Genomic DNA, 23,082 nt, shown 5'->3' with positions numbered 1-23,082 from the left:
ATTGTCTGTGTTTTTACTAAGCTATTGCGCTGTGCTTGCCTCTAGTCTGCTGGTTAAGCGATTAATTATATATAGCCAATCTTTTATCCATTAACTTCTGATAAGAATTCTCTTCATTCAACGTATGCAGTGCATTTTTTGACAAACGGGGCCCTAAATCATTGGATTCAATGAGCTTGGCAATAGAAGAGCAGAACTCCTGTGGCGTATTGCCAATTAAGCAGTCCTTTCCATTTTTAAAGCATAGTCCTTCCACCCCTACTTCTGTAGACACAAAAGGAATCCCCATATTTACCGCTTCAATAATTTTCATACGAATCCCACTGCCGATACGAATAGGAACAATAAAGATGCTGTTTGCCAGTACCGCAGATAGGTCTTCTACATAGCCCATGAAGTTTACGGCCGCTACCTCAGTTTCATATTCAGCGATGCTGCTCTGGTGCCATTTTCCGACCACCATCAATTCCAGTTTAGGGTAATTTGCTTTCAAGCCTGTCCAGCAATTTCGTAGAAACCAATCCAGTCCTTCTTTATTTGGGAAATGATCTTCTCCACCCAAAAAGACTAGTTTATGATCAAAAGAATAGTTCGTTCCGGATGCCATCGCTTTAATGGGAACAGGAGAAGAAACCAGTCGCGCTGTTTTCAGGTCTTTTTCCAAAATGACCTTATCTACTTCTGAAAGTGTACAGACCATATCATATTTCTCCAGTGCAGACAGCTCAAATGATTTGTTCTTTTTGTATACCCGGTTTAGAAAACCTGATTGAAAACTGAAAAGTTCCAGTTCTCTTTTTTCTCTTACAAATCGCAGCTCATGGTGGACGAAGATCCGGTAAGAACTGCGGGGAATATATTTAGCAAAGGAAATCAACTGATGAAATTCTACCTGTACAAATTCGAAGTTATTCTCCAGCAGGACATTCCTGAAATGGTCGATAAAACCGCGGGGAAAGCCAAAGCTTTTGGACCTGAAAAGTGTGGTATTTACTTTCAGCAGCCGATCTAAATTTGTTTTACAAAAGGCAGAAAACACACCTTTACCAACTAAACGGTTTGAAAATTCTGAGAAGCGGAATAGTACAGAACTCATCTTACCGGAAAGGGATTGCTCAGTAATCAGATAGGGTTTAAAACTCACATTTGGCCATAAGACTTTCAGCTGCTCTAAATCTTTTTGCTCTTCAGCTTTCATGGTAAATGCAATGGTCATGTCAAAATGATGGCGCAATTCGTTATCGAATTCGAATTGGGCGATCCTGCCTCCTGAATTTAGAGGAAATGGCATATAGGGGGTAACAATTAATATCTTCCTCATTGTTGTCTATATTTAATTGAAAAAAAGGTGATGAAAAGAAATATGGGTAGTATGGCGGTTGAGAATGGAGCCCAGCCACTAAGTCCGTAAATGATGTAGGCGATAAATAAGCCGATCATACTGAGGGAAAGGATTTCATTATGCCCTTTACTAATTTCTTTTTTAGCTTTAAAGATGTTGCCAAATAAAAAGCCGATCCATAAGATCATGCCTGTAATCCCCACTTCTGCGAGGACAATCAGGTGGATATTATGGATGGGATTGATGGCAAAAAAATCGTCTGTCGTCATTTGATTGACAATACCGAGGTGTTGGGATAAGTAAGAAAGGTGACCATTTAAGCCAACACCAATAATTGGTGAAGCATCAAATAAATGAAGGGCCATCAGCCAATGCACCATGCGGTTGTCATATTGATCAGAGGAATCACTTCCCATGAAAAGTTCACTTAAAGGAGAATAAGCGATCAGATAAACGAGGGCCAGTACCGTTGGTACCACGAACTTCAAAATATTACCAACAGAAAAAAGGTTTTTATGTGCGTTTTTATTGAGGTAATAACAGCTGGAAAGCGTGATGATCAAGGCTAAATATGAAGTTCTGGAATACGTTAAAAATATAATCAGTACACAAAGAATCAGCGCCATTTTACTGGCTTTTTTTCTAAAATCATAAAGGTAGGTAGCGAGGAAAAACGCGGCGGTAATCACCATAAATAAAGCCAGTCTGCCGGGATGGTTAAAGAAGCCTACTGCCCCGCTTCGGGTATCCAATCTGGTAGCCCATATTTCAGCTGATTCATGGAACAGCTTGGTGACTGCAGATATCCCCAGTACTGGAAAACAGATGGCCAGAAAAAACTGTGCAACTGTCAATAGCATTAAACCATCAAACAGGCCATTCAGTACATCTTCCATACTCAGAAAACTGCTGAGCATTTTAAATAAAAGGATGTTCGACAAGAAAAAGATGGCCAATACCCAAGTTCCTGTAGGGAAAGAATTATAAGGATTCAGAAAGGACAAAAGGAGCAGCAGGCACACACAATTGACCCAGTTATTGGGTTTAAAGGAATACTCCATCCATCTTCTTTTTGCCGAGGGCAATACCGCAATGATCAATCCTATGGTTAAGGAAATGATATATATTGGCTGTACTGTTCCGGCGATATCATTGAACTTTGGGGTGTTTAATGCTTTTCCAAATTCAAAAGGAATGCAGAAAATAAAAAAACTAACCCACAAAAATTTGGTGTCCTTATTTTTAGATTTAAGAACTACCGATCTAAAGATATAGCAGAAGATGATCAGAAATAATAATATTCCTTTACCCATAGGTATAGTTATTAGTGGTTTCTAATTTTACACTACTGATGTGCTTATGGACACTATTTTGAATTGCTGGGAAGTTTTCCGTAAACAGGCGGATCTTTTCTTTTGAATTGTCCAGCTTATCGTAATCAATCAGGCAAAGGTTCGGATCAATATCAAACAGTTTTACCATTCCTTCGAACTTATTGGCATAAGAAACGCCAAACATCGGCTTCGAATAAGTCAGCCCTGATATCCCCAAATGCATCCTTCCCGTGATGGTAAAATCTACCAGTGAAACGTAGCCTTTAAGCTCCACCCCATTTTTAATCTGATCGGTAAAAAAGCAGTCCAGGTTTTTAGCGCTGAAGTAGCCGTCCAGAATCCGACTGATGGTGCTATCGCTGGCCTCATCACAAATCGGTCTGATGTCATGATAAAGAAATACAAAAGCATAATCTCCCGCATCTAAAAATCCCTCCAGCAGGCTCTTGAAACCAGAAAGATACTTGTCAAACCCAATTTTCTTTGCTTGAATTGCATTTGGACAAACACCAATTACCGTTTTACCGCTGGCTTTTACTTTATGAACCCATGTCTTATAGGCATCAAAAGTTTCAGTTTGATAAACTCCAGGTAAATCAGGACAGATAAAAGCGATGTCATTGGTTAGGATCAATCGGTCTGCAGGAATAAAATCTTTCATTCTTACATAAGATTCTACATCTCTGATTTTCAATTTAACATCTTTTGCAACCGATGAAAACTTCGCTTTCACCACTGGCAATATGTTTTTGCTGACACTAAATCCGGAGATTTGGGCTTTCACGCCAATGCGATGTGCCAGCTCAATCACCCTAAGGCGGTTGATAGAATTATGAATGCGATACGTACCGTCCATGATGTCTGCTCCAATGACATACACTAAAGCACAATCTTTGATCAGCAACAACAGCTTAAGAAAATTAACCTTTTCATTAAAGCCATCCAGAAACACCACATTTTTATTGATCGCTCTATAGTCTTCACGAATAATTTTATGGCCATTTAAAATACAAACCTGCGCATCATTTGCGAAGTTATTGATAAAGGAAGTGATCATAATGTCCTCTCCAAATCCACCATTTAAATTGGCTGCAGGAAGTACCAATACTTTCTTCGCGTCCTTTTTACCCTTTATAAAAAGGGAACAGAAAAGGGCTAAAGACCAGAAAAACTCTACATAAATCCCTTTAAATACTTCTTTTAACTTGTTCATCAATTATATATTAAAAATTACGTTTACTACCTTACTTCCACTATATCTGTCAATGGTCTGCGCTCAGAGATGGCGACACTGTAATTCTCTTTGAGGTTTCCGACGGCTAAAAACATGATCGGAACACAGTCGCTGTCCATTTCCATGGAATTTGTAAATGCTTCATACTGCTTTTTAGCATAACTGGTATTCAGGCAGCAAACCCCTAATCCTTCTGCATGCAAGCCCAACACGATAGACATTGCGAACATTCCTCCATCGATATACACCTGATTTCTTTCATAGGCGAAAAAGGAAGACAGCTTTCCGGTGATGACAATTAAAGAGCTGATGTGCTCTCCAAAGCCTTTATTTCCATTCTGCACATTCAAAAGTTTACGCTTCAGTTCCACATTGGAATGTTCAATCACATAGACTTTCCAGGACTGTCTGTTACAAACCGATGGCGTATATCTGGCTGTATCAATCACTTTTAATATCTTTTCTGTCGGTACTGGTTGCTCTGAAAAATCTCTGACGCTATTTCTGGATTTGAAAAAACGTTCGTAATCAAAATCTAAAGTATTCAGGATCTCCTGTCTGGGAACCATCTTTGTCCCTCCGGTTTTATTGAGCGTAGATTCATCACATCTCATCAACAGGCCTTCCAGCTTACTTTTCAATTCCTCAGATACCTGATGGTGGCCCTCATCGAAATTCAAATATTCACGAAGTGTGTAAGCGGTCATATCTGTAATTGCGTCTATGCCATATTTAGTCACATAATCATCCACAATATCTGCCAATGCTCCGATCCTTGGTCCTCCAAACCCAGGACGTGGCTCACGTAATGCCAATCCTTTTTCCACGGCGTGATATTCCTTAAGAATATAGGCCTGCATCATTTCCTTGCTTCTTAACTTGAAGGAGGCAGACTCTCTGTTAAACTTCCGGTAATCATATAAATAATCTTTAATAATCGACAACTGTGTTTGCTTCGCTCTATAAAGCCGTTTAGCTGATTTTGGAACGATCTTTTTAATTAAATTTTTCATTCGGAGTTTTATAATTTTTAAATGCTGGTCTTACTCAAATGCGCCGAAACTAGGTTTCAGCGCAGGTTAAGTTCATTCAGTTTATATTTGGTTGGTTTTATGTATGTTTCAATTGCCGCTTCTTTGCCTGCAGCTTTTCCAGCAAAGCAGGAATCATCTTTTTTATAAATAGTTTCTCATCCTCACACAATCCGAAAAGGTAAATCCCTGTTCCAAAGACCAGGACTCCAGCGGTGCCGGTAAAGAAAAACCTGAATTCGAAATGCAGGTAAGACACCGATAAATAGCAGGTCAGCACCAGTAGAGAAAGCGGAATAATAATTTTAAAAATTACGTTAGAGAAGTAAAGCGAAATAGACAATCCGGCGATGCTTCTTAAGAAAAACAGCCTCAATGTACAGGCGATCAGCTCCACCACACAATAGCCAATAAATACGTAGTAAGGAGGATAACCTAACTTTAACAGCACGTATGCCAGTGGTAAAGCAAGCAATAATACGGATCCCACTACCATCTGGTAAGCTTTCACTCTTCCCGTAGCCTGTACTGCAGATTGTAAGCCTATGGTGAGCTGATTAATTAAGGTTGCACCCAACATTAAGGAACAAAATACCACAGTATATTCCGGGACTTTGGTGAGCCATAAACGAAGGATGGTATCCATTTCAAAAATGCAGGGAACAGCCACAAAAGCCAGCAAAAAGAATCCAAACTTGCTGCCGATCATAGACAACCTCAACATCTTTTCACGATTGTTCGCACCCTCACTTTTCATGATTTGTGGATTGATGGCGCGCAATAGTGTGAATGAAAAAAAATTAAGCTGTGCTGCAACCTGATTGGCAATACCGAAAGCCGCATTCACCACCGTTCCTAAAAAAATATTCAGTAGGATTGCCAAGCCTTCTGCCCTGCCTAAGGCACATAAGGAACCGAATAAATTCCAGCCGGCAAAAGAAGTCAGCTCTTTCATCAGTTTTGTATCAACTGAAAAGATCCCTTTCAGTGTACAATCTTCATATTTATAGAAGCAATACACTGCATACATTAACAAGCTGATGATACTAATCCCTGCTGTTAATAAACCATAAACGGCCAGTTTATCCTGAGTAACTACATATAATAAATAAGCGATCCCTAGTTTCAAAAGGGTTTCCACTACATTCACTATGGCTACCCATAGCATATTTTCATGTGCCACTAAAGAACCGGTAAAAGGAACGGCAACAATCGTAAAGAAAACCGTGACCGACATAAAATGATAAATCATCTGGGCAACATGAATCCTATCTGCTGGAATATTCAGAAAGCCATTGAACAGAAATAATCCTGCGATTTCCAATCCGGCAACAATCAGAATTCCAATTCCCAGATGCAGAACAAGGCTATTTGAAAAAACTTTTTTCTGCATTGTCAGGTCATTTTTCCCCTGATAAAAGGAAAGGTAACGTTGGGTAGAAGTAGCCATTGCGGTATTCAGAAAGGAAAGCATGGCTATCAATCCGGCGATCAGGTTAAAAACCCCATAATCTGCCGCACCCAAAGCGGTTAATACCAACCGCGTTGCATATAATGAAATCCCCATGGTAATCAACATACGGGCATACAATATCCCCATGTTCATCACTACCTTATTTCCTGATTTCATTTGATCTTTTGGTTATTATGATTTGAATAATTTATTGAAAAAACCTGTTTTCTGCGGACTGGTGCCATAGTCACCATAAGTGTAACCATAACCGTATCCTTTAGTCGCCTTGATGTCGTTGATCACCAGGCTTAGACCTTTCATCTTCTGACTCTTCTGCAAGTCGTCCACAATCGTCAATTGCTGCTTTAATGTGTAATTTTGTCTCACTACATAAATACACACATCCGCATAGGAAGCCAGCAATTGCGCATCCGTTACGATGCCTATCGGCGGTGCATCAATGATGATATAATCAAATTGTTCTTTCAATTCTTCCATCAGCGATTGTGTTCTTTCACTCAATAATAGCTCTGCTGGATTCGGAGGAATCGGACCTGAACTGATCATAAACAAGTTCTCCTGGATTTTCAGCGGCATGATGATATCTGCTGTTTTGAATTCAGAATTGGCCACATAATTGGTAAACCCAACTGTACCTGGCAGGTTTAATTTTGCGGAAAGACCGGGTTTACGTAGATCCAGCTCCATCAGCAGTACTTTCTTATTGGCCAGGGCCAAGATATGTCCGAGGTTCATCGCTACAAAAGATTTTCCTTCGCCAGACATGCTGCTGGTAAACAGGATCACTTTCTCATTTTTGCTCTTAAACAGAAAAGAAAGATTGGTTCGCAATGCCCTGAACTGCTCTGAAATTGCGGAGCGTGAACTGTTTGCAATGGCCATATTTTGATTGTCTTCCTGGTGACTGATTTCTCCGATTACGGGCACTTTAGTCGCCTTGGTAACATCTTCTTTCAACTGTACTTTATCATTCAAGAGGTCTTTCAGGTACATGATTCCAAGAGGAATGGCCAGTCCAGCAATCAATCCGAACAGATAGACATAAGCTTTTTTAGGGCTAAAGGCTTTAATTTCAGATTTAGGTGGATCTATGGTTCTTGAATTGGCAATATTCGCTGTTTTCGAAATCGCTGTTTCCTCACTTTTCTGCATCAGAAAGATATAAAGCTCCTGTTTGATCTGTTGTTGGCGGGCGAGATTCAGGTAACTGCGCTCCATTTGAGGAACATTTCGCACCTGACCTTCTGCCTTTTTCATTTGCTCATTAATGCGGTTTCTGGTGATCACAAAACCATTTAGCGTACTGGCAATATTAGTTTCAATATCTGCTCTGGCATTAGAAATCTCCTTATCCATCAATTGAATGGTCGGATTCGACTCCGTCACACCAATCATTCTTCTCGCCCTTTCCAAGCTCAGTGCATTGTATTTTTCTACCACCGCATTGAATACCATATCTGTAGGGATCAATGAACTTGGCAGTACTTTTTTATTCTTACCTTCATCTTTCAAATAGTCCTGCAGACTACTTAAAACACTGATTTGGGTTTCTATCTTCCCCAGCTCATTCACGTACTGACCGCTGGTTTGCACCAGTAACTTAGATTGCTCCGACATATCTGCCAGGTTATTCTTCTGCTTAAATGATTGAATATTACCTTCTAATCCACCCAGCTCACCACTGATATGCGCCAATCGATTGTGAATAAACTTTACCGTACTATCAGCCACTTCATTCTTATCTTTAAGGTTAGCCTGGACATACTTTTCAATCAGTTTACCTAAGATATCTTCTCCCTTTTTTGGCACAGGATGATTCAGCGCAAGGTCAATCACGGTCACCTGCTTATTTTTAACCTCTACAGTTAATGCAGCCATTAGATCAATTACTCTTGAATCTACAGACAAGATGCTAAAAAGGTAATTTTTATTGGCTGGGGCAACCGCTGCATTTTCTACAATCTGAACTACACCTACCTCTGGAATCGTAAAGGAACGGTTAAAGGCAACCAGTGTATCCAGTCCATCGGCGGTCACAGCTACTTTTCCTTTTTCTGCAAAGCTTACTTTTACTTCAGCCGCTTTAATGGTATCTACCGGGGCCAAAACCTTTACCTGAAAAGGGGATTCATACAATTCTACATTTTTAATCGCCCCCGTCCTGTAATAGGTAACATTCAGGTTCATATCCTTCACTACCTCAGCCATGAGGTTCCTGGTTTTCAGGATTTCAGCTTCATTATCCACGGTACTTTTTGTACCTAGAAGCCCTCCAATGTCACCTAAAAGATCACCACCACCCGACATTCCTGCTCCTTTTTTCTCGTCATTTACCAGAACTCTGGCGGAAATTTTATAGTAGGGAGTTTTATACTTCCCATATAAATAAGAAAGCCCAAGACAAAGGAATACGGATAACGCAATCCAATACCAATTGTCCAATAAGCGTAATAGGAGCTGTTTAACATCCAGGCCATCTGAATTTTCATGCGCGGTTTTATCTTCAGAATTTATGTTCTTCATTTATTATAGTCTAGCGGTTAATAAAGCAATGGCAGTTAAATCCTTGAAAACAATACAATTAAAACGGACAAAACTGTTCCAATCACTGCAAAAGTTTGTGTTCTTGCCTGGTTTAAAGAGGCTGCTTTACCTTTATTAGGCTCTACATAGATCACATCATTCTGTTTCAAATAATAAAATGGGCTGTCAAAAATCCGGGAGGAATTGAGGTCTAACCGTGCAAATTCTTTTTTGCCGTCCTGATCCCTGATCAATAATACATTTTCCCTTCTTCCAAAAATCGTGAGGTCACCAGCCATACCCAGGGCATCCAGTACACTCACCTTTTCATTTGGGAGGATATAAGAAGAAGGCCTTGCCACCTCCCCTAATACAGTTACTTTGAAATTGGCATACCTGACCTGCACATTGGGATCTTTATAAAAGACGGCGGCTTTAGTTTTCAGGAGTTCACGTGCCTCGTAAGTAGTTAATCCGGCAACTTTCACCTGGCCAATGATAGAGAGGTCTACCTCACCATTTTTATCTACCAGAAAACCGCTGGCTGCGGAAGTACTGCTGCCAGATGCTGCAGCTATAGTACTGCCATTTGCCGCCTGACTAGCCAATTGATTTACTGGCATTCCGGTCGTCGGATCAACAGTTACCAATGAAATCGACAAAATATCATCAGGATTTATAGTTAAACCCTTAAAAATCGTAGTATTTTCAATATCAGACTGACCATTAGCAGTAATATCCTGGAAATAAGGAACTTTTTTTGTCGTAGAACAAGAGTTCAGCAAAATAATAGAGAAAATAGCCAAATAATTCAGGTATTTTCTTGATAACAAAACTTTAACCATAGTAATTTCGATCTAAAAAACGGCTTAATCACCAGAATCATGTGAAAGCAAAAATAATCGTTTTAAATTTCAATTACACCTAGCTACAAATGGGTATTTAGCTAGAAAAACAGCTCCATATTCTTGAAATCAACATTTCCGAGCTTAGTAAACAGGCGTCCACTTTGTATTTCAATAGTCAATGCCTGCAAATGTTTATCGTGGTGTAAGTCTGTTCCTGCTAAATCATAGTAATTCTTTTGAAGCAGGTACTCGGCGAGTCTTTTTACGTCTTTTCCATAATAGCCAGATACGGAAAGCAGGTTGAGCTGAAACAATACCCCCATTTCTTTCAAACGGTGGAAACGCTGATGTTTATCCTGATAAAAGCTATAACGCTCGGGATGTGCCAGGACGACTATATATCCTTTAACCTGGAGGTTGAAAATGATCTGCTCTATGTTTGGCATTTCCGATACATAAGACAACTCTATTAGAATGTGCTTTTTGGGGAGGCACATCATATTACTGGTAATTTCGAAATCCTCATTTACCATATACTCTGCTGCGGCTCCAGTTTCTATAGGTAATGAGCTGGCTTTTAAAGCCTGTTTGGTGTCTTCTAAGGTACTTTCTATAATCTCTCTATTATTTGGATATAGTTCGGCAAAAACATGAGGTGTGGCCAGTAATTTTTTAAAGCCCAGATCCTGTAAACTTTTCATAAAATTTAGTGCCATTTCCATATTCTTAGCACCGTCATCAATGCCCGGTAACCAATGTGCATGCATGTCCACACCTAACCACTCAATATGGTCGATGTGCATTTTTTTGTTAAAAAAAGAAAACATCTTAGAATTTTTAATTTTTTTGAAAACAAGCATGGATTTCATAACCCCATATCAAATCTCCCTGTCATTTTAACAAAAATACAATAGCGTTGGATTAACTGCGTTATATTTTACTGCATTCCGCTTGTAATTAAGGAAATATACCCAATAATGGGTACTGATTTAGGGCAAAAAAAAAGCCTGACATCTAGCGATGTCAGGCTTATCTTAAAACTTATGCGATTATTTCTTGTATTCAGCAGCTAGTTTAAGTGCATTATAAGCATTAACTACACCGCCACTGATACAAAGATCAGCAAAAGGAATGTCCTTAACCGCGTCACCTTGCTGTACTTTTACCACCTGATCTACTTTCACTACAGACTTCATAATGATGTCTTTCACTTCCGAAGCAGTTAAGTTAGGGTAGTAAGAACGGATCAAACCAGCCAAACCAGCTACCACTGGAGCAGCCATACTGGTACCATTCAATTTTTGGTATTTAGAACCCGGAGTAGTCGAGTTGATGTTTACGCCAGGTGCAAATACATCTACTTTAGTTTTTCCGTAATTAGAAAAATCAGCTTTAATGGTTTCATCGTTTTTCCATCCTGAAGCACCTACTGTGATCCATGAAGAAGCTACACCACCATCCTGATATTCAGGGTTAGGGAAGTTTTGAGCTTCATCCAGGTCTTTATTATCATTTCCAGCAGCATGTACTAATAAAACATCTTTTGATACGGCATATTTCACGGCATCATCAACGATCTTTTTATCCCATGAATAACCTTTTCCAAAGCTCATGTTGATCACTTTTGCTCCGTTATCAACTGCGTAACGAATACCATTGGCCACATCCTTATCACGTTCGTCACCATTTGGCGTATTACGAACCGGTAAGATCACCACATTATCTGCTACACCATTGATCCCAATTTTATTATTTCTTACTGCGCCAATGATTCCTGACACATGAGAACCGTGCAAAGCATCTGGTCCGGCAACATCATTATTGCCATAGAAACGGTTTTTCACATCATTAGGATCATCCCCAACAATTGATCTTGGATCAAAGTCAAGGTTTAGGTTATACTCCACCTGAGATTTAAAATGATCCACACCATCTACAATCTGCTCTGCATAAAAATCTTTAAAGTTGGTCTCTTGTAATTGCTGCACCATGATTCTCTGGATATTTTTTTCCATGTCATTTGCAGGATGGTAACTTTGAAAATCTGCCGCAGTAGGGTTTTCTTTGCCAATCGTTTTCACTACTCCGTCAATTGCATCTTTCAAGGCAGTATAACGCTCCAGATTCTCTTTAGCTTCTACCAATTGTTTTTCAAATTCAGCCCTGTTCTTCTGATACGTTTCAAATGCAGGAAGATCCTCCGCTTTTACTGAACTCGCCTCTAAATTCGCAAATTTCGCATTGTCTCTGCGAACCAAACGTGTTAATTCTAATGTTTCATAGTTGATAGACCCTTTGCTAGATCCTAAAAAGCTCCAGCCGTTTACATCATCAATGTATCCGTTTTTATCATCGTCTTTTCCGTTTCCAGCGATTTCTTTCTTATTTACCCAAATGACACTTTTCAGGTCTTCATGTTTAATATCGACCCCACCGTCTAATACCGCAACAATTACAGATTTAGACTTTTTCCCTTTTAACAATTCTTTATAAGCCTTTTCAGTACTGATACCAAAGGTAGTATCTGTTTTAAGATCCAGGTTCTGCCAGTTTGGTTTTTGTGCTACAGACACGAATGGAACCACTGCCAATAAGGACAAACTCAATATTCCACGATAGCAAAAGTTCGCTTTCTTCATATTCATATAATAGATAATTTGGACAAAGTTAAATAATAAATGAGAAATGGTGTTCGTATCAAATATGCGACGATCACCAATATCCCAGCATAAACGTAAAAAAGCCGGATTTAATATCCGGCTTTCTGAAAAAATTATAGTGAATAGTTAATCTGACAAAATAAACGCTTATTGCAGTTCCATCAGTTCATAGAAATTCTTGATTCTGGCAAAAGAGGGATGTAAAGAAACCACATCTCCGAATACCAGTAATGCTGGCGCGGAGATCTTATGGTCTTCAATTAATTCTGCAATTGTATCTACTACCCCTATTTTAATATTTTCATTCACAGAAGAACCATTTTCAATGACCGCTACCGGCATTCTATTTTTACCTTCCTGCTGAAAAATAGCAGCAATCTCTCTGATCTTCTCAATTCCCATGAGTACTACGACCGTTGCTTTGGATTTTGCGGCCACTTTCAAGTCCGGAGAAAGCTCCCCAGCTGCGTTAGTGCCACTCAATACCCAAAAGCTATCACTCAGTCTATCATAAGTCATTGGAATTTTATGTAAACCAGGAACTCCTAAAGCACTGGAGATCCCTGGGATGATTTCCGTTTGGATATTATACGATTCCGCATAATCCACTTCTTCAAATCCACGGGCAAAAACAAATGGATCACCACTTTTCAACCTCACCACATGGCCAAAGTTTAAAGCGTAATCAATCATCAGCTTATTGATCGCATCCTGGGAATAGGATACGTCTTCAGATTTATTACCTACAAATATTTTAATGGCTTTCTCAGGTGCGTGGTTGAGTAATGCTTCATTCACCTGGGCATCATACAGCACTACATCCGCTGTGTTGATGGCTTTTACTCCCTTTAAACTGATCAGTTCAGGATCACCTGGACCAGCACCTACTAATGTAATTTTAGGTTCTTTTACACCATTTTCAATCTTATTTAAAATCATAGCCTTAGGTTTAAAGGGATTATATATTTGTCTTGCTGACACAAATATATAAAAAGACTATAGAAGTAGTAGACTTTATTTTAAAATAGTTGATTATTCTATGAAATTACCATCTGTTTCGCGTGCAATCACATCTGCAATAGAGGTTTGCGCCAACACTTTAAGTGTCGCATCACGAACATCAATAAATGTTTTTCTAATTCCACAAGTGATTTCATCATGGCATTCATCGCATTTGCGATAAAATTTAAGACTGGCACAAGGAACCATGGCAATAGGGCCATCGGTGATGCGAAGAATATCAGCCAGGAAAATATCTCCCGGTTCCTTATTTAAACTGTAACCGCCACCGGCACCTTTCTTACTGTATAAATATCCTGCATTACGCATATCCAATAGAATCTGCTCCAGGAATTTGCGGGGGATCATTTCCTGCTCTGCCAATCTTACGATCTGCATAGGAGGATTTCCAGCGTTTTTTCCGAGCGCTACAAGCGCCTTTATTGCATATTTAGTCTTCTTAGATAGCATAAGGCAAAGTTAAGAAAAATCCATTACTTTCTCATCAGGTAATAATTTGTCGAAATAGCCCTCCCCCATGTTTCTTTCGGCCACAAAGTGTGGAATAATGCAACAGTTTCAATTTTGGCGCAAACCAGCTAAACACTGATTACGAGCCTTTTACTGGAGACCCCCTGATTCTGGCACCATTATGTACCTTATCTAATCGTAATTGAAACAAAAAGAATTTAAATTTAAATATAGAGTTATGAAAAAGATCATCTTATCAGCCGCATTTTTAGCATTCGCAGGATTAACACAAGTAAAAGCAACTGACGTTAAAAACCCAGTTATCATCAGTGTAAAACAAGATAGCACTACAAAAACTCCAGTTGAATTGAAAGATCTTCCGGATGCAGTAAAAACAACATTGGCTTCCGACAAATATAAAGACTGGACTCCAGCAGCAGCATTCTTAATCGTGAATGCCGACAAAACTGAATTCTTTCAGGTAGATGTTAAAAAAGGAGACGAAGCTGCATCGTTAAAAATAACTAAAGACGGTGCTGTTATTGAGTAAACCATCAATAAATAACAATTAATATAGTGTACGAAAGCCGGATGTCCCCCGGCTTTCGTATTTTTGCTATAATTACAAGCGAGATTCTTATGGCAAAAATACTGATTATTGAAGACGATCTTACCTTTTCGCAAATCCTGGAAGGCTTCCTGACCAAGCATGGGCATGAACCTGTTGCGGTCAATGATGTGAAGAAAAGTCTGAAATTGACCGCTGAACAAAATTTCGACTTATTTCTGGTAGATTATCGTCTTCCTGATGGCACCGGGCTTGATGTCCTCTCGCATATTCGCGATAGGGGTATGAGCCAGCCAGTGATCATTATGACCAGTTTTAATGATGTCAGAACCGCTGTAAAATCTATACAATTAGGGGCCTTCGATTACATTACGAAGCCTGTAAATCCTGATGAATTGCTGATGATCATCAACAATGCTTTAGGTAAAAAAGAAAAACCCGTTTCCGGCAATTCAATCGAACATGCCGATGCCATCAAAGGAAAAAGCAGCATTGCTGATAAATTATACGAACACATTAACCTGGTTGCACCAACAGACATGTCGGTGATTATTCAAGGCGAAACCGGAACAGGAAAAGAATATGCAGCCAGGGCATTACACGTCCACAGCAAGCGTAAAGACAAACCTTTTATTGCCATAGATTGCGGTGCATTGTCAAAAGAATTGGCTGCGAGTGAATTGTTCGGACATGCTAAAGGCGCTTTTACCGGTGCCCTAAACGATAAAAAAGGACAGTTTGAAGCCGCAAATGGAGGCACCTTGTTTTTAGATGAGGTAGGAAACCTAAGCTATGAAGTGCAGGTCAAAATGCTGCGCGCTTTACAGGAAAGGACCATTCAGCCTTTAGGCAGTACAAAGAATGTAAGAGTAGACGTCAGAATCATTACGGCCACCAATGATGACCTTAAGAACAGTGTCAGCAATGGTGATTTCAGAGAAGATCTTTACCATCGCTTAAACGAGTTTAAAATTCAGCTTCCACCTTTGAGAGAAAGAGGAAAAGACATTGAACTGTTTATCAATCATTTCATAAAACTCTCAAATGAAGAGTTGAATAGAAATGTACAGCACCTTTCTCCAGCTGCAAAAGACCTGCTGCTGCAATACGATTGGCCAGGAAACTTAAGAGAGTTGAAAAATGTGATCAAAAGAATGGTGTTATTGACGCCTACTGAAACTGCAGGGATAGATGCCCTACCAGAAGAAATGATCATTTCCATTAATCAGGTACCTAAACCACAGGGCTCAGATCTTAAAGCCATCAATGAAGTCAATGAAAAGATGCTGATCATGGAAACCCTGGTTAAGGTAAAATACAACAAATCTAAAGCTGCCAAATTACTGAATATCGATCGCAAGACCCTATACAGTAAAATGGAACGCTATGAGATAGAATAAGTCATTACAGCTTGTGGATCTGGTCGATCAGCTGCTTTAATTTTGCGGATAGTTCGACAACAGTTTTTTTGCTCTTTTCATCGGGAATGCTTTGTTGATGAAAAACAAGTTCTAGTTGCCGGAAGTCACTGGCCAGATTTCTAGAACCGATCTGTGCGATGCGACCTGCCAGTCGATGACTCAGCAGACCGAGCTTTTCCGTATCCTCCTTCTGCATCGCCTCCGTCAATTCCTGCAGGTCATTTTCGCAGTCTAATGTGAACCTGTTCAAAATCTTTTTCAATTGCTCCTCATCATCAAAGGTCATTTTTCTCAAAGGACCAAGATCCAGTTCAATAGCATCAAGTACAGGATCAGCAACTGCATCTGTTACTGCCAAATCTATTTTTTTATCCTCGACCACAAGTTTAGCTTCTTTTGAAAAAGACTGCGCTTCCAGTTCTTCAGAAAAAACGGCCAGTAACTCGTTTTCACGGAAAGGCTTCATCACCAAGCCATCAAACCCATTATTCAAAAGAAATTCACGTTCATCGGGAAGCACCTGAGCGGTAATCGCAAAGATCTTAACCGTATTGCCCATCTTTTTCCGCAGCAGCTGACAAAGTTCGATGCCGTTCATTTCCGGCATCCGCATATCCAATAGGATATATTTTAAACCCGCGGCTTCCTCTGTTTCATGCAGCAGCTGTACCGGAGAATTAAAACTGGTATAATCAATATGATTCCGTTCAAAAATAATACTGCAAAGCTCTAAAATTAGTGGATCATCATCTACCACCCATACTTTAAATGGTTTCCAGCTCAACCGATCTTTTGATTGTGATAACTTCTCTTCTATCGGCTCTTCCGCGATTTTAAAAGTAAGATAAACGGTAAATACACTGCCTACCCCCTCTTTACTTTTCACATAAATTCTTCCGCCCTGGGTTTCTATCAGAGATTTGATAATGGTTAACCCTAATCCTGTTCCTGCCTGATGCAGTACTTCCTGATCATTTTCATTGACCTGCTCAAATTCATTAAAGATCACTGCTTTTGAAGCCTCTGAAATGCCGATTCCAGTATCTCTTACCATAAAAGTAAAATGCAGACTTTCACCTTGTCGTTTATAAAAAACAGACAAAACCACTTCTCCTTCGTTGGTAAATTTGATGGCATTACCCAATAAATTATATAGGATTTGCTTTAAGCGGAAAGGATCACCATTGATGTATTTTGTTTCATGCAGGGAGATCTCTGTGAGCAAATTCAGGGATTTACGCTCGGCTTGTGGCCGCATCACGAAAATCACTTCTTCCAATAATTTAGCAATATCAAAAGGCTTTTCTATGAAAGTAAATTTACCAGAAATGATCCGGTTATAGTCCAGCACCTCATTTACAATCTGCAGCAAATGTTCTGAAGAATGATAAATGGCATCAATATCCCGGGGATTCGGTTTCTCCTGCTGCCGAATAAGTTCCGCATAACCAATAATAGATTGGAGCGGCGTCCTGATTTCATGGCTCATATTGGACAGGAAACGCTGCTTGGCCATCCCATGATATTCGGCCAGATCTCTGGCCTGTTCCAGTTCATTTTTATAACGATTACTTCTGGTAATGTCGGTTAGAATGAAATAGAGCATCAGGAGCATAAGCAGGAAAAAGACCAGCATAATGACACTAATGGTATTGATCCCGGTATTTACGACATGCTTGGCCTGAATCCCATTGAGTTCAATCTGCGTCACCACTTCGCTTTCTACCTTACGGAGAATGTCGAGCATCTGATTGATCAAAAGGTTATTGGCATTGGCCAGTTCCGCTTCTTTATTTAAAAAGCGTGCACTGTTTCTTTTCTGCTCTTTTTCAATGTTGCGAAGTGTTTCTTCCAGACTTTTAGAGGTCTTGTCTTCATTTGAAAGTGAAATGGTATCTACTTTCAGATTCTTTTCATTGATGATCTTATAAGACTTATTGTCTTCGCTGTCTTTCTTCTTTCCAAAAAGACGCCCAAAGAAACCCCTGTTTTTATCTTCTGAAGAATAAATGGTGGTGGTAGACGTTTGCAATTGGGAAGCCAGAACAGTACTATCGTTCCCACTTTTATTAACCATTTCACTTAGATTCTGTACCTGGGTGGAGAAGGATTTGTTGTTTACCAATCGCTCCCTCACCTTTAGATAATTCAGAAACTGGTTATCACGCTCTTTCAGCAGCTTTTGAATACTGCCGATCCGCTGCAATTGAACGGAATCTTTAGCATATAAGCTGGATAAAGAATCCAGGGAAGCACGCAGCTCCCCGGATTCCTTTAAAAGTTTACTATAGTTTTTCGGATCATTTGAGGCTTGCGTTTTCTGCAATTGATCCAGTCGGCTGATCTTTAAAGAGATGCGGTTTACCATCCTCAGTCGTTCACTAGGCGTAGATATATTTTCTACGGTATTCAGCATTTCATTAAAAGCGACTTTACTTACTGCCCAAGCCATAATTAAGGCAAAACAGGCGAGTAATAAGGCAATAATTACCTTTCCTTTTATCGCTTTAAACAGACTTTTCTTTGGGGTATCACTCATCTTTTACAAACACAATTTCAAATGTACAGATAGAACAGCAAGGAGCCTGCCATGATCTGTAATTTCAGAAAAGTTAAGCAAAGACCTCCGTGTTGCCAAACAAATAAAATGCGATAATCAATGTAATGATCACGTTAAACAGCTGTGCCAGCAAAAAAGCATACAAAGGTTTCTTGCTTTGATTACCGAATAAATCCTTGAAATTAGTCTCTAAACCAATACTGGTAAATGCCAATGCAAACCAGGCACCCTGTAAATTTTTCAAGCTGTCTTTCACATTGGAAATCATCTCTTGCGGCAAGAAAAAAGAGAACAATAAAGAAGCGCCGATAAAGCCCAGTACGAACTTAGGAAAGCGTTCCCAGATCACCCCTACTGTTGGCCTTACTCTTTCTCCATTTTCATCTTTATGGTTGGTATAAGACCAGTAAATACTGATGGCAAAAGCGGCAATCCCAAGCAATACATTTTGGGAAAACTTCACAATTGTGCTGATTTTCAAAGCCTCTTCCCCTACTAAAGTTCCGGAAGCTACTACTGCACCGGAAGTATCAATACTTCCACCCAGCCAAGCACCTGTTACGGCTTGTGGAAAGGAGAAATAATGTGCGATGTAAGGCATAAAAATCATCATTGGAATGGCAGTGATCAATACCATAGAAATCACATACGAGAGTTTTTTGGAATCTCCTTTGATTGCGCCAGAGGTTGCTATTGCGGCAGAAACCCCGCATATAGAAACTGCACTGGAAATCATCATGGTCAGTTCATCATCTACTTTTAACTTCTTACAAAGCCAGAAAGCAAAATACCATACGGAGATAACGACTACTAAAGCTTGAATCAAGCCTAAAGACCCGGCCTTTAAAATATCTGCAAAGATCACGGTAGTCCCCAATAGTACCAATCCGATTTTCACAAAAAGCTCGGTAGACAGGGCTGATTTGAACCATTGCGGCAGTTTAAAGAAGTTGCTGATGGCCAGGCCAATCATCAAACTAAAAATTACAGCTTCCAGATTCAGTGCGCGCATGCTGGAACTCCCGGCAATCAGCAAGGCAATGATGGTGAGCACATACACTACCGGAAAGCCCATTAAAAAGTTTTTTACGGATTTACCCATAATGAAAGCACCTACCGCGCCAATCACTGTAATAAATACAAACTGGATAAAAATAGCGGTTAAGTTTTCCATATGGAAAATCTTGTCGCTTAAATTGGCTAGGCTATCCCATTTGAAAACCGGGATCGGCAATAAGAAAAAGAAAAGACTACTTAGGATAACAAGGGATCCGAGTATCACTACCGCCCAGTCTTCATGAATTAAGAGTTTGTTGGTGTTGGTTGAAATTTTGGTCATTGATTAGGTTCATTTATTTGTGTGTCGTAAATTAAGAATTAATTTCTTTATGATTCATCCTTTTGAGCTGAAAGCTAGGGGCCCGGACAATGAAAAAGCCAGGTCATCCAACCTGGCTTTTAACCAAACAAAACTTAGATCTAACCAAACATCTAATTTTTAAGCAACAGTCCGGACGAACTGAGAATCACATTCTTAATGCTTATTGAGTTCAAAGATAATAAAGTCTACTAATTTAATAGAATTTATTTGAAATTAGTTTTAAATTCCCCCAATACCCTGCTTAATGACCTATTATGAGGATTATAAGCGATATTGTTGTCAGAATAATTGTGGATTTAGAGAAAAAAACAACTAATTTATGGGGCTCGTTTTAAAAGAAGAAGAGCGAATCCGAATAAATCCGATGAATGACCAGATTTTAAAAAAAGGAATGAATTGCTAATAAATCGCTGCATTGAAATTCAACACAGCGCTCAAAGAAGTGTTTACTTCATCATAATTAATTTCAAAACAGTCGCCAGTGTCCTGTTTACAAAATTATCATTTCACAAGAAAGCTGCGAAAAAATAATTTCCGCAGCTTTTATGGGGTATGTTATTATTTACAAGCTTCAGGAGCAAATGTAAATCTGCCTTTATCAAAAGAGATCGGTTTACCTTTTACAAAATAAGACCGTCCTACAGAAGTTTCAATCTGACCAACGCCTAAGATCAACTTACCATCTTTCTTTAAAAATGCCAATGGGTTCTTATAAACTGTTGGATTTGCATTCCCTATTTTAAAGGTATAATCCACAAATAAGGTATCCCCGCTAAATTTTCCCGCTACTTCACCAATATTATCTCCCTTATCCTTGTAATTGATGAGCAGATGACCGGTAATTTTCCCTTCACTACTTGTATTCAGGTGAAGATTGGCCGTATCTAAAGCATCTATAGCTACATAACATTCGCTACTCACCGTAGTGTCGACTTTTACAGCGGCTTTTTTTTCAGAATTGTTACCGCTACAGCTATACACCAACGGTACTGCCATGCAGGCCAGATAAAGAATTGATTTTTTCATGATAAAATGATTTCGATAAATAAAAGCTTAATGATTAACTCAATATAATGAATATTTCCTTTTAATGAAACTACTCCATTTATAAATTAGCAGCGTCATTACCGAAACAAACAGAAAAACGAAAAGATTGTTCTATTTTTTTAATGCAAACAGCGCCGAGCTGACCACAAAAAATCCCAAACCGGTAATCACTGGTGGCAGCATGAATTTAGGTCCGGATAAACCAACAAAAATTATAGCGATACCTAAAATGATTAATAAAACTGCAGAGATCTGTAAAACGGTTCTTTTTTCCATGAATATTTTATTGAGATAAATGTTATACTGCTGCAAGGTATCAATATTAGCGGTACCACACCATAATTTTCGGCTGCGCTTTAGCTGGAGAACCCATGATAGTTTAGTAATGAAGATTTGTAGAATTGCAGGCAGGCAATAGGCGGAAAGCCTATTAAAGCAAAAAGCCGCTCTACTTTCGTAAAGCGGCTTCGTAGCCCGTAGGGGAATCGAACCCCTATTTCCAGAATGAAAATCTGGCGTCCTAACCGGTAGACGAACGGGCCATTTAAGGTTGCCTTCAACTTACGTTGACGAACCCGTTTTGGTAGCGGGAACCAGACTCGAACTGATGACCTTCGGGTTATGAGCCCGACGAGCTACCAACTGCTCCATCCCGCACTCTATGTTACTGCTTCAACACCTACGTGTTAAAGTTAATGATCTTTCTTTACATAGTAAAGGAAGATTGTAGCCCGTAGGGGAATCGAACCCCTATTTCCAGAATGAAAATCTGGCGTCCTAACCGGTAGACGAACGGGCCATTTAAGGTTGCCTTCAACTTGCGTTGACGAACCTGTTTTGGTAGCGGGAACCAGACTCGAACTGATGACCTTCGGGTTATGAGCCCGACGAGCTACCAACTGCTCCATCCCGCACTCTATGTGATTACTATCCTACCTCTGTAGTCAAGTTTATTAATATCCTCCTTACACGTAAGGAGGATCGTAGCCCGTAGGGGAATCGAACCCCTGTTACCAGAATGAAAATCTGGCGTCCTCACCCCTAGACGAACGGGCCATTTTGACTGCCACTAATTTTACAATTAGCGAATCAATTTTGGTAGCGGGAACCAGACTCGAACTGATGACCTTCGGGTTATGAGCCCGACGAGCTACCAACTGCTCCATCCCGCACTATATACAATTCCGATTGTGTTAATTAATTGGTTAACTCTTCCTCCGAATTGGAATGCAAAGATATAATTCGTTTCTTTGCGGTGCAAATTTATTTCAAAAAATATTTTCATGTCACATAAAGCAGGTTTTGTAAGTATAATTGGTAAGCCCAATGCGGGTAAATCAACGTTAATGAATGCCCTGGTGGGTGAAAAGCTTTCTATCATTACTCCGAAAGCTCAGACTACCCGTCACCGTATTCTGGGAATTGTCAATGAAGAAAATTATCAAATCGTATTTTCGGACACTCCGGGGATCATAAAACCTCGTTATGGTTTACAAGATTCTATGATGAGTTCTGTAAAAGGAGCACTGACTGATGCAGATCTTATTCTGTTCGTTACCGACATTAACGAAACACATGATGAGAATGATGTATTAGATAAAATCATTGACACGACCATCCCGATGATTGTCCTGATCAATAAGATCGACAACGCAACACAAGAAGAAGTAGAAGCGAAAATGACCTACTGGCAGGAAAAGTTAAATCCTAAACATATATATGCCATTTCCGCTTTACACCTATATAACCTGGATGGTATTATGGAAACGGTATTGGATCAACTACCGGAACATGCTCCTTTCTATGATAAAGAAGATTTGACAGACCGTACACAAAGATTCTTTGTGTCGGAAATTATCAGAGAGAAGATCTTCAATAACTACCAGAAAGAGATTCCTTATAGCACAGAGGTAGTGATTACTTCCTTCAAAGAAGAAGAGAAAATTACCAGGATTAGTGCAGAGATCATCGTAGAACGTGATTCTCAGAAAAACATCCTGATTGGTAAAGGTGGCGCAATGCTTAAAAAGGTAGGTACTGAGGCCCGTAAGGATATTGAGAAATTCCTGGACCAAAAAGTCTTTTTAGAAACCTTTGTAAAGGTAGTTCCAGACTGGCGCAGTAAAAAGAACTATTTAAAAAGTTTCGGGTACGAAAATTAAGCTTACCTTTGCAACCCCTTAATAATT

At 39.5% G+C, this 23,082-nt stretch carries 18 protein-coding genes and 6 tRNA genes; 3 read left to right on the top strand and 21 right to left on the bottom strand.

Features of this window, described 5'->3' with window-relative positions; translation table 11 throughout:
* Positions 1 to 61 precede the first annotated feature (61 nt).
* The 11 genes from AQ505_RS02700 to AQ505_RS02650 all read right to left on the bottom strand — a co-directional run bounded on the left by AQ505_RS02700 (position 62) and on the right by AQ505_RS02650 (position 13,916).
* Positions 62 to 1,321, bottom strand: coding sequence for a glycosyltransferase (locus AQ505_RS02700; RefSeq protein WP_062546758.1), 1,260 nt, complete (start codon positions 1,319 to 1,321; stop codon positions 62 to 64).
* A complete protein-coding gene (locus AQ505_RS02695) occupies positions 1,318 to 2,655 on the bottom strand; it encodes an O-antigen ligase family protein (RefSeq protein WP_062546757.1) in 1,338 nt (445 codons plus the stop codon). The genes AQ505_RS02700 and AQ505_RS02695 overlap by 4 nt, the downstream gene beginning before the upstream one ends.
* A complete protein-coding gene (locus AQ505_RS02690; protein WP_062546756.1) occupies positions 2,648 to 3,889 on the bottom strand; it encodes a polysaccharide pyruvyl transferase family protein in 1,242 nt (413 codons plus the stop codon). Before AQ505_RS02690 ends, AQ505_RS02695 begins: the two co-directional genes overlap by 8 nt.
* 26 nt (positions 3,890 to 3,915) lie before the next feature.
* Positions 3,916 to 4,923: a nitroreductase family protein gene (locus AQ505_RS02685; RefSeq protein ID WP_062546755.1), complete on the bottom strand. Its 1,008-nt coding sequence runs from the start codon at positions 4,921 to 4,923 to the stop codon at positions 3,916 to 3,918.
* A 97-nt stretch (positions 4,924 to 5,020) separates the two neighbouring features.
* Complete coding sequence (locus tag AQ505_RS02680) at positions 5,021 to 6,571, bottom strand: hypothetical protein (protein ID WP_062546754.1); 1,551 nt, start codon at positions 6,569 to 6,571, stop codon at positions 5,021 to 5,023.
* A 15-nt stretch (positions 6,572 to 6,586) separates the two neighbouring features.
* The gene (locus tag AQ505_RS02675) at positions 6,587 to 8,938 is read right to left on the bottom strand and encodes a GumC family protein (protein WP_062546753.1); all 2,352 of its coding nucleotides are present in this window, start codon (positions 8,936 to 8,938) and stop codon (positions 6,587 to 6,589) included.
* Between the two features lie 35 nt (positions 8,939 to 8,973).
* Positions 8,974 to 9,783 carry a polysaccharide biosynthesis/export family protein gene (locus tag AQ505_RS02670; RefSeq protein WP_062546752.1) on the bottom strand — a complete coding sequence of 270 codons (810 nt, stop codon included), beginning with the start codon at positions 9,781 to 9,783 and terminating at the stop codon, positions 8,974 to 8,976.
* 101 nt (positions 9,784 to 9,884) lie between these two features.
* Positions 9,885 to 10,613 (bottom strand): tyrosine-protein phosphatase, encoded by a 729-nt coding sequence (locus AQ505_RS02665; protein ID WP_062550862.1) that lies wholly within the window; start codon positions 10,611 to 10,613, stop codon positions 9,885 to 9,887.
* Between the two features lie 222 nt (positions 10,614 to 10,835).
* Entirely contained in the window at positions 10,836 to 12,431 is a 1,596-nt protein-coding gene (locus AQ505_RS02660; RefSeq protein WP_062546751.1) for a S8 family peptidase, read from the bottom strand.
* Positions 12,432 to 12,593: 162 nt separating this feature from the next.
* Positions 12,594 to 13,385, bottom strand: coding sequence for a uroporphyrinogen-III C-methyltransferase (gene cobA, locus AQ505_RS02655; protein WP_062546750.1), 792 nt, complete (start codon positions 13,383 to 13,385; stop codon positions 12,594 to 12,596).
* A gap of 93 nt (positions 13,386 to 13,478) precedes the next feature.
* The gene (locus AQ505_RS02650) at positions 13,479 to 13,916 is read right to left on the bottom strand and encodes an RrF2 family transcriptional regulator (RefSeq protein WP_062546749.1); all 438 of its coding nucleotides are present in this window, start codon (positions 13,914 to 13,916) and stop codon (positions 13,479 to 13,481) included.
* 238 nt (positions 13,917 to 14,154) lie between these two features.
* Here AQ505_RS02650 and AQ505_RS02645 point away from each other — a divergent pair, with 238 nt between their 5' ends.
* Together AQ505_RS02645 and AQ505_RS02640 are read left to right on the top strand one after the other, a co-directional pair.
* Positions 14,155 to 14,466, top strand: coding sequence for a hypothetical protein (locus tag AQ505_RS02645; protein ID WP_062546748.1), 312 nt, complete (start codon positions 14,155 to 14,157; stop codon positions 14,464 to 14,466).
* A gap of 89 nt (positions 14,467 to 14,555) precedes the next feature.
* A complete protein-coding gene (locus AQ505_RS02640) occupies positions 14,556 to 15,884 on the top strand; it encodes a sigma-54-dependent transcriptional regulator (RefSeq protein ID WP_062546747.1) in 1,329 nt (442 codons plus the stop codon).
* Between the two features lie 4 nt (positions 15,885 to 15,888).
* Here the strand turns inward: AQ505_RS02640 and AQ505_RS02635 are convergent, their stop codons facing one another.
* From AQ505_RS02635 to AQ505_RS02595, 10 genes are all read right to left on the bottom strand, one after another.
* Positions 15,889 to 18,444: an ATP-binding protein gene (locus AQ505_RS02635; RefSeq protein WP_062546746.1), complete on the bottom strand. Its 2,556-nt coding sequence runs from the start codon at positions 18,442 to 18,444 to the stop codon at positions 15,889 to 15,891.
* 73 nt (positions 18,445 to 18,517) lie between these two features.
* The gene (locus tag AQ505_RS02630) at positions 18,518 to 19,804 is read right to left on the bottom strand and encodes a YeiH family protein (protein ID WP_197286289.1); all 1,287 of its coding nucleotides are present in this window, start codon (positions 19,802 to 19,804) and stop codon (positions 18,518 to 18,520) included.
* Between the two features lie 600 nt (positions 19,805 to 20,404).
* Positions 20,405 to 20,872: a hypothetical protein gene (locus tag AQ505_RS02625; protein ID WP_062546745.1), complete on the bottom strand. Its 468-nt coding sequence runs from the start codon at positions 20,870 to 20,872 to the stop codon at positions 20,405 to 20,407.
* Between the two features lie 132 nt (positions 20,873 to 21,004).
* Positions 21,005 to 21,169 (bottom strand): hypothetical protein, encoded by a 165-nt coding sequence (locus AQ505_RS26570; protein ID WP_197286288.1) that lies wholly within the window; start codon positions 21,167 to 21,169, stop codon positions 21,005 to 21,007.
* 194 nt (positions 21,170 to 21,363) lie between these two features.
* Positions 21,364 to 21,435: transfer RNA gene (locus AQ505_RS02620), tRNA-Glu, on the bottom strand.
* 39 nt (positions 21,436 to 21,474) lie between these two features.
* Positions 21,475 to 21,550 (bottom strand) — tRNA-Met (locus AQ505_RS02615).
* 70 nt (positions 21,551 to 21,620) lie between these two features.
* A tRNA-Glu gene (locus AQ505_RS02610) sits at positions 21,621 to 21,692 on the bottom strand.
* Between the two features lie 39 nt (positions 21,693 to 21,731).
* Positions 21,732 to 21,807: transfer RNA gene (locus tag AQ505_RS02605), tRNA-Met, on the bottom strand.
* Between the two features lie 70 nt (positions 21,808 to 21,877).
* Positions 21,878 to 21,949 (bottom strand) — tRNA-Glu (locus AQ505_RS02600).
* A 40-nt stretch (positions 21,950 to 21,989) separates the two neighbouring features.
* Positions 21,990 to 22,065: transfer RNA gene (locus AQ505_RS02595), tRNA-Met, on the bottom strand.
* 111 nt (positions 22,066 to 22,176) lie between these two features.
* Here AQ505_RS02595 and era point away from each other — a divergent pair.
* Entirely contained in the window at positions 22,177 to 23,055 is an 879-nt protein-coding gene (gene era, locus AQ505_RS02590) for a GTPase Era (RefSeq protein ID WP_062546744.1), read from the top strand.
* The last annotated feature ends 27 nt before the right edge of the window (positions 23,056 to 23,082 follow it).

The sequence above is a fragment of the Pedobacter sp. PACM 27299 genome, from assembly GCF_001412655.1.
Classification (GTDB): Bacteria; Bacteroidota; Bacteroidia; order Sphingobacteriales; family Sphingobacteriaceae; genus Pedobacter.
Note: the sequence above shows the minus strand (reverse complement) of the source record. Positions and strands in the feature narration are given on the sequence as shown.

Excerpts from the sequence above, each read along its gene's own strand:
- AQ505_RS02665 (WP_062550862.1), bottom strand. The coding sequence starts at position 10,613 with ATGTTTTCTTTTTTTAACAAAAAAATGCACATCGACCATATTGAGTGG.
- AQ505_RS02685 (WP_062546755.1), bottom strand. The coding sequence starts at position 4,923 with ATGAAAAATTTAATTAAAAAGATCGTTCCAAAATCAGCTAAACGGCTT.
- AQ505_RS02645 (WP_062546748.1), top strand. The coding sequence starts at position 14,155 with ATGAAAAAGATCATCTTATCAGCCGCATTTTTAGCATTCGCAGGATTA.
- AQ505_RS02660 (WP_062546751.1), bottom strand. The coding sequence starts at position 12,431 with ATGAATATGAAGAAAGCGAACTTTTGCTATCGTGGAATATTGAGTTTG.
- AQ505_RS02650 (WP_062546749.1), bottom strand. The coding sequence starts at position 13,916 with ATGCTATCTAAGAAGACTAAATATGCAATAAAGGCGCTTGTAGCGCTC.
- AQ505_RS02635 (WP_062546746.1), bottom strand. The coding sequence starts at position 18,444 with ATGAGTGATACCCCAAAGAAAAGTCTGTTTAAAGCGATAAAAGGAAAG.
- AQ505_RS02675 (WP_062546753.1), bottom strand. The coding sequence starts at position 8,938 with ATGAAGAACATAAATTCTGAAGATAAAACCGCGCATGAAAATTCAGAT.
- AQ505_RS26570 (WP_197286288.1), bottom strand. The coding sequence starts at position 21,169 with ATGGAAAAAAGAACCGTTTTACAGATCTCTGCAGTTTTATTAATCATT.
- AQ505_RS02670 (WP_062546752.1), bottom strand. The coding sequence starts at position 9,783 with ATGGTTAAAGTTTTGTTATCAAGAAAATACCTGAATTATTTGGCTATT.
- AQ505_RS02625 (WP_062546745.1), bottom strand. The coding sequence starts at position 20,872 with ATGAAAAAATCAATTCTTTATCTGGCCTGCATGGCAGTACCGTTGGTG.
- AQ505_RS02630 (WP_197286289.1), bottom strand. The coding sequence starts at position 19,804 with ATGACCAAAATTTCAACCAACACCAACAAACTCTTAATTCATGAAGAC.
- AQ505_RS02690 (WP_062546756.1), bottom strand. The coding sequence starts at position 3,889 with ATGAACAAGTTAAAAGAAGTATTTAAAGGGATTTATGTAGAGTTTTTC.
- AQ505_RS02700 (WP_062546758.1), bottom strand. The coding sequence starts at position 1,321 with ATGAGGAAGATATTAATTGTTACCCCCTATATGCCATTTCCTCTAAAT.
- cobA (WP_062546750.1), bottom strand. The coding sequence starts at position 13,385 with ATGATTTTAAATAAGATTGAAAATGGTGTAAAAGAACCTAAAATTACA.
- AQ505_RS02640 (WP_062546747.1), top strand. The coding sequence starts at position 14,556 with ATGGCAAAAATACTGATTATTGAAGACGATCTTACCTTTTCGCAAATC.
- AQ505_RS02695 (WP_062546757.1), bottom strand. The coding sequence starts at position 2,655 with ATGGGTAAAGGAATATTATTATTTCTGATCATCTTCTGCTATATCTTT.
- AQ505_RS02680 (WP_062546754.1), bottom strand. The coding sequence starts at position 6,571 with ATGAAATCAGGAAATAAGGTAGTGATGAACATGGGGATATTGTATGCC.
- era (WP_062546744.1), top strand. The coding sequence starts at position 22,177 with ATGTCACATAAAGCAGGTTTTGTAAGTATAATTGGTAAGCCCAATGCG.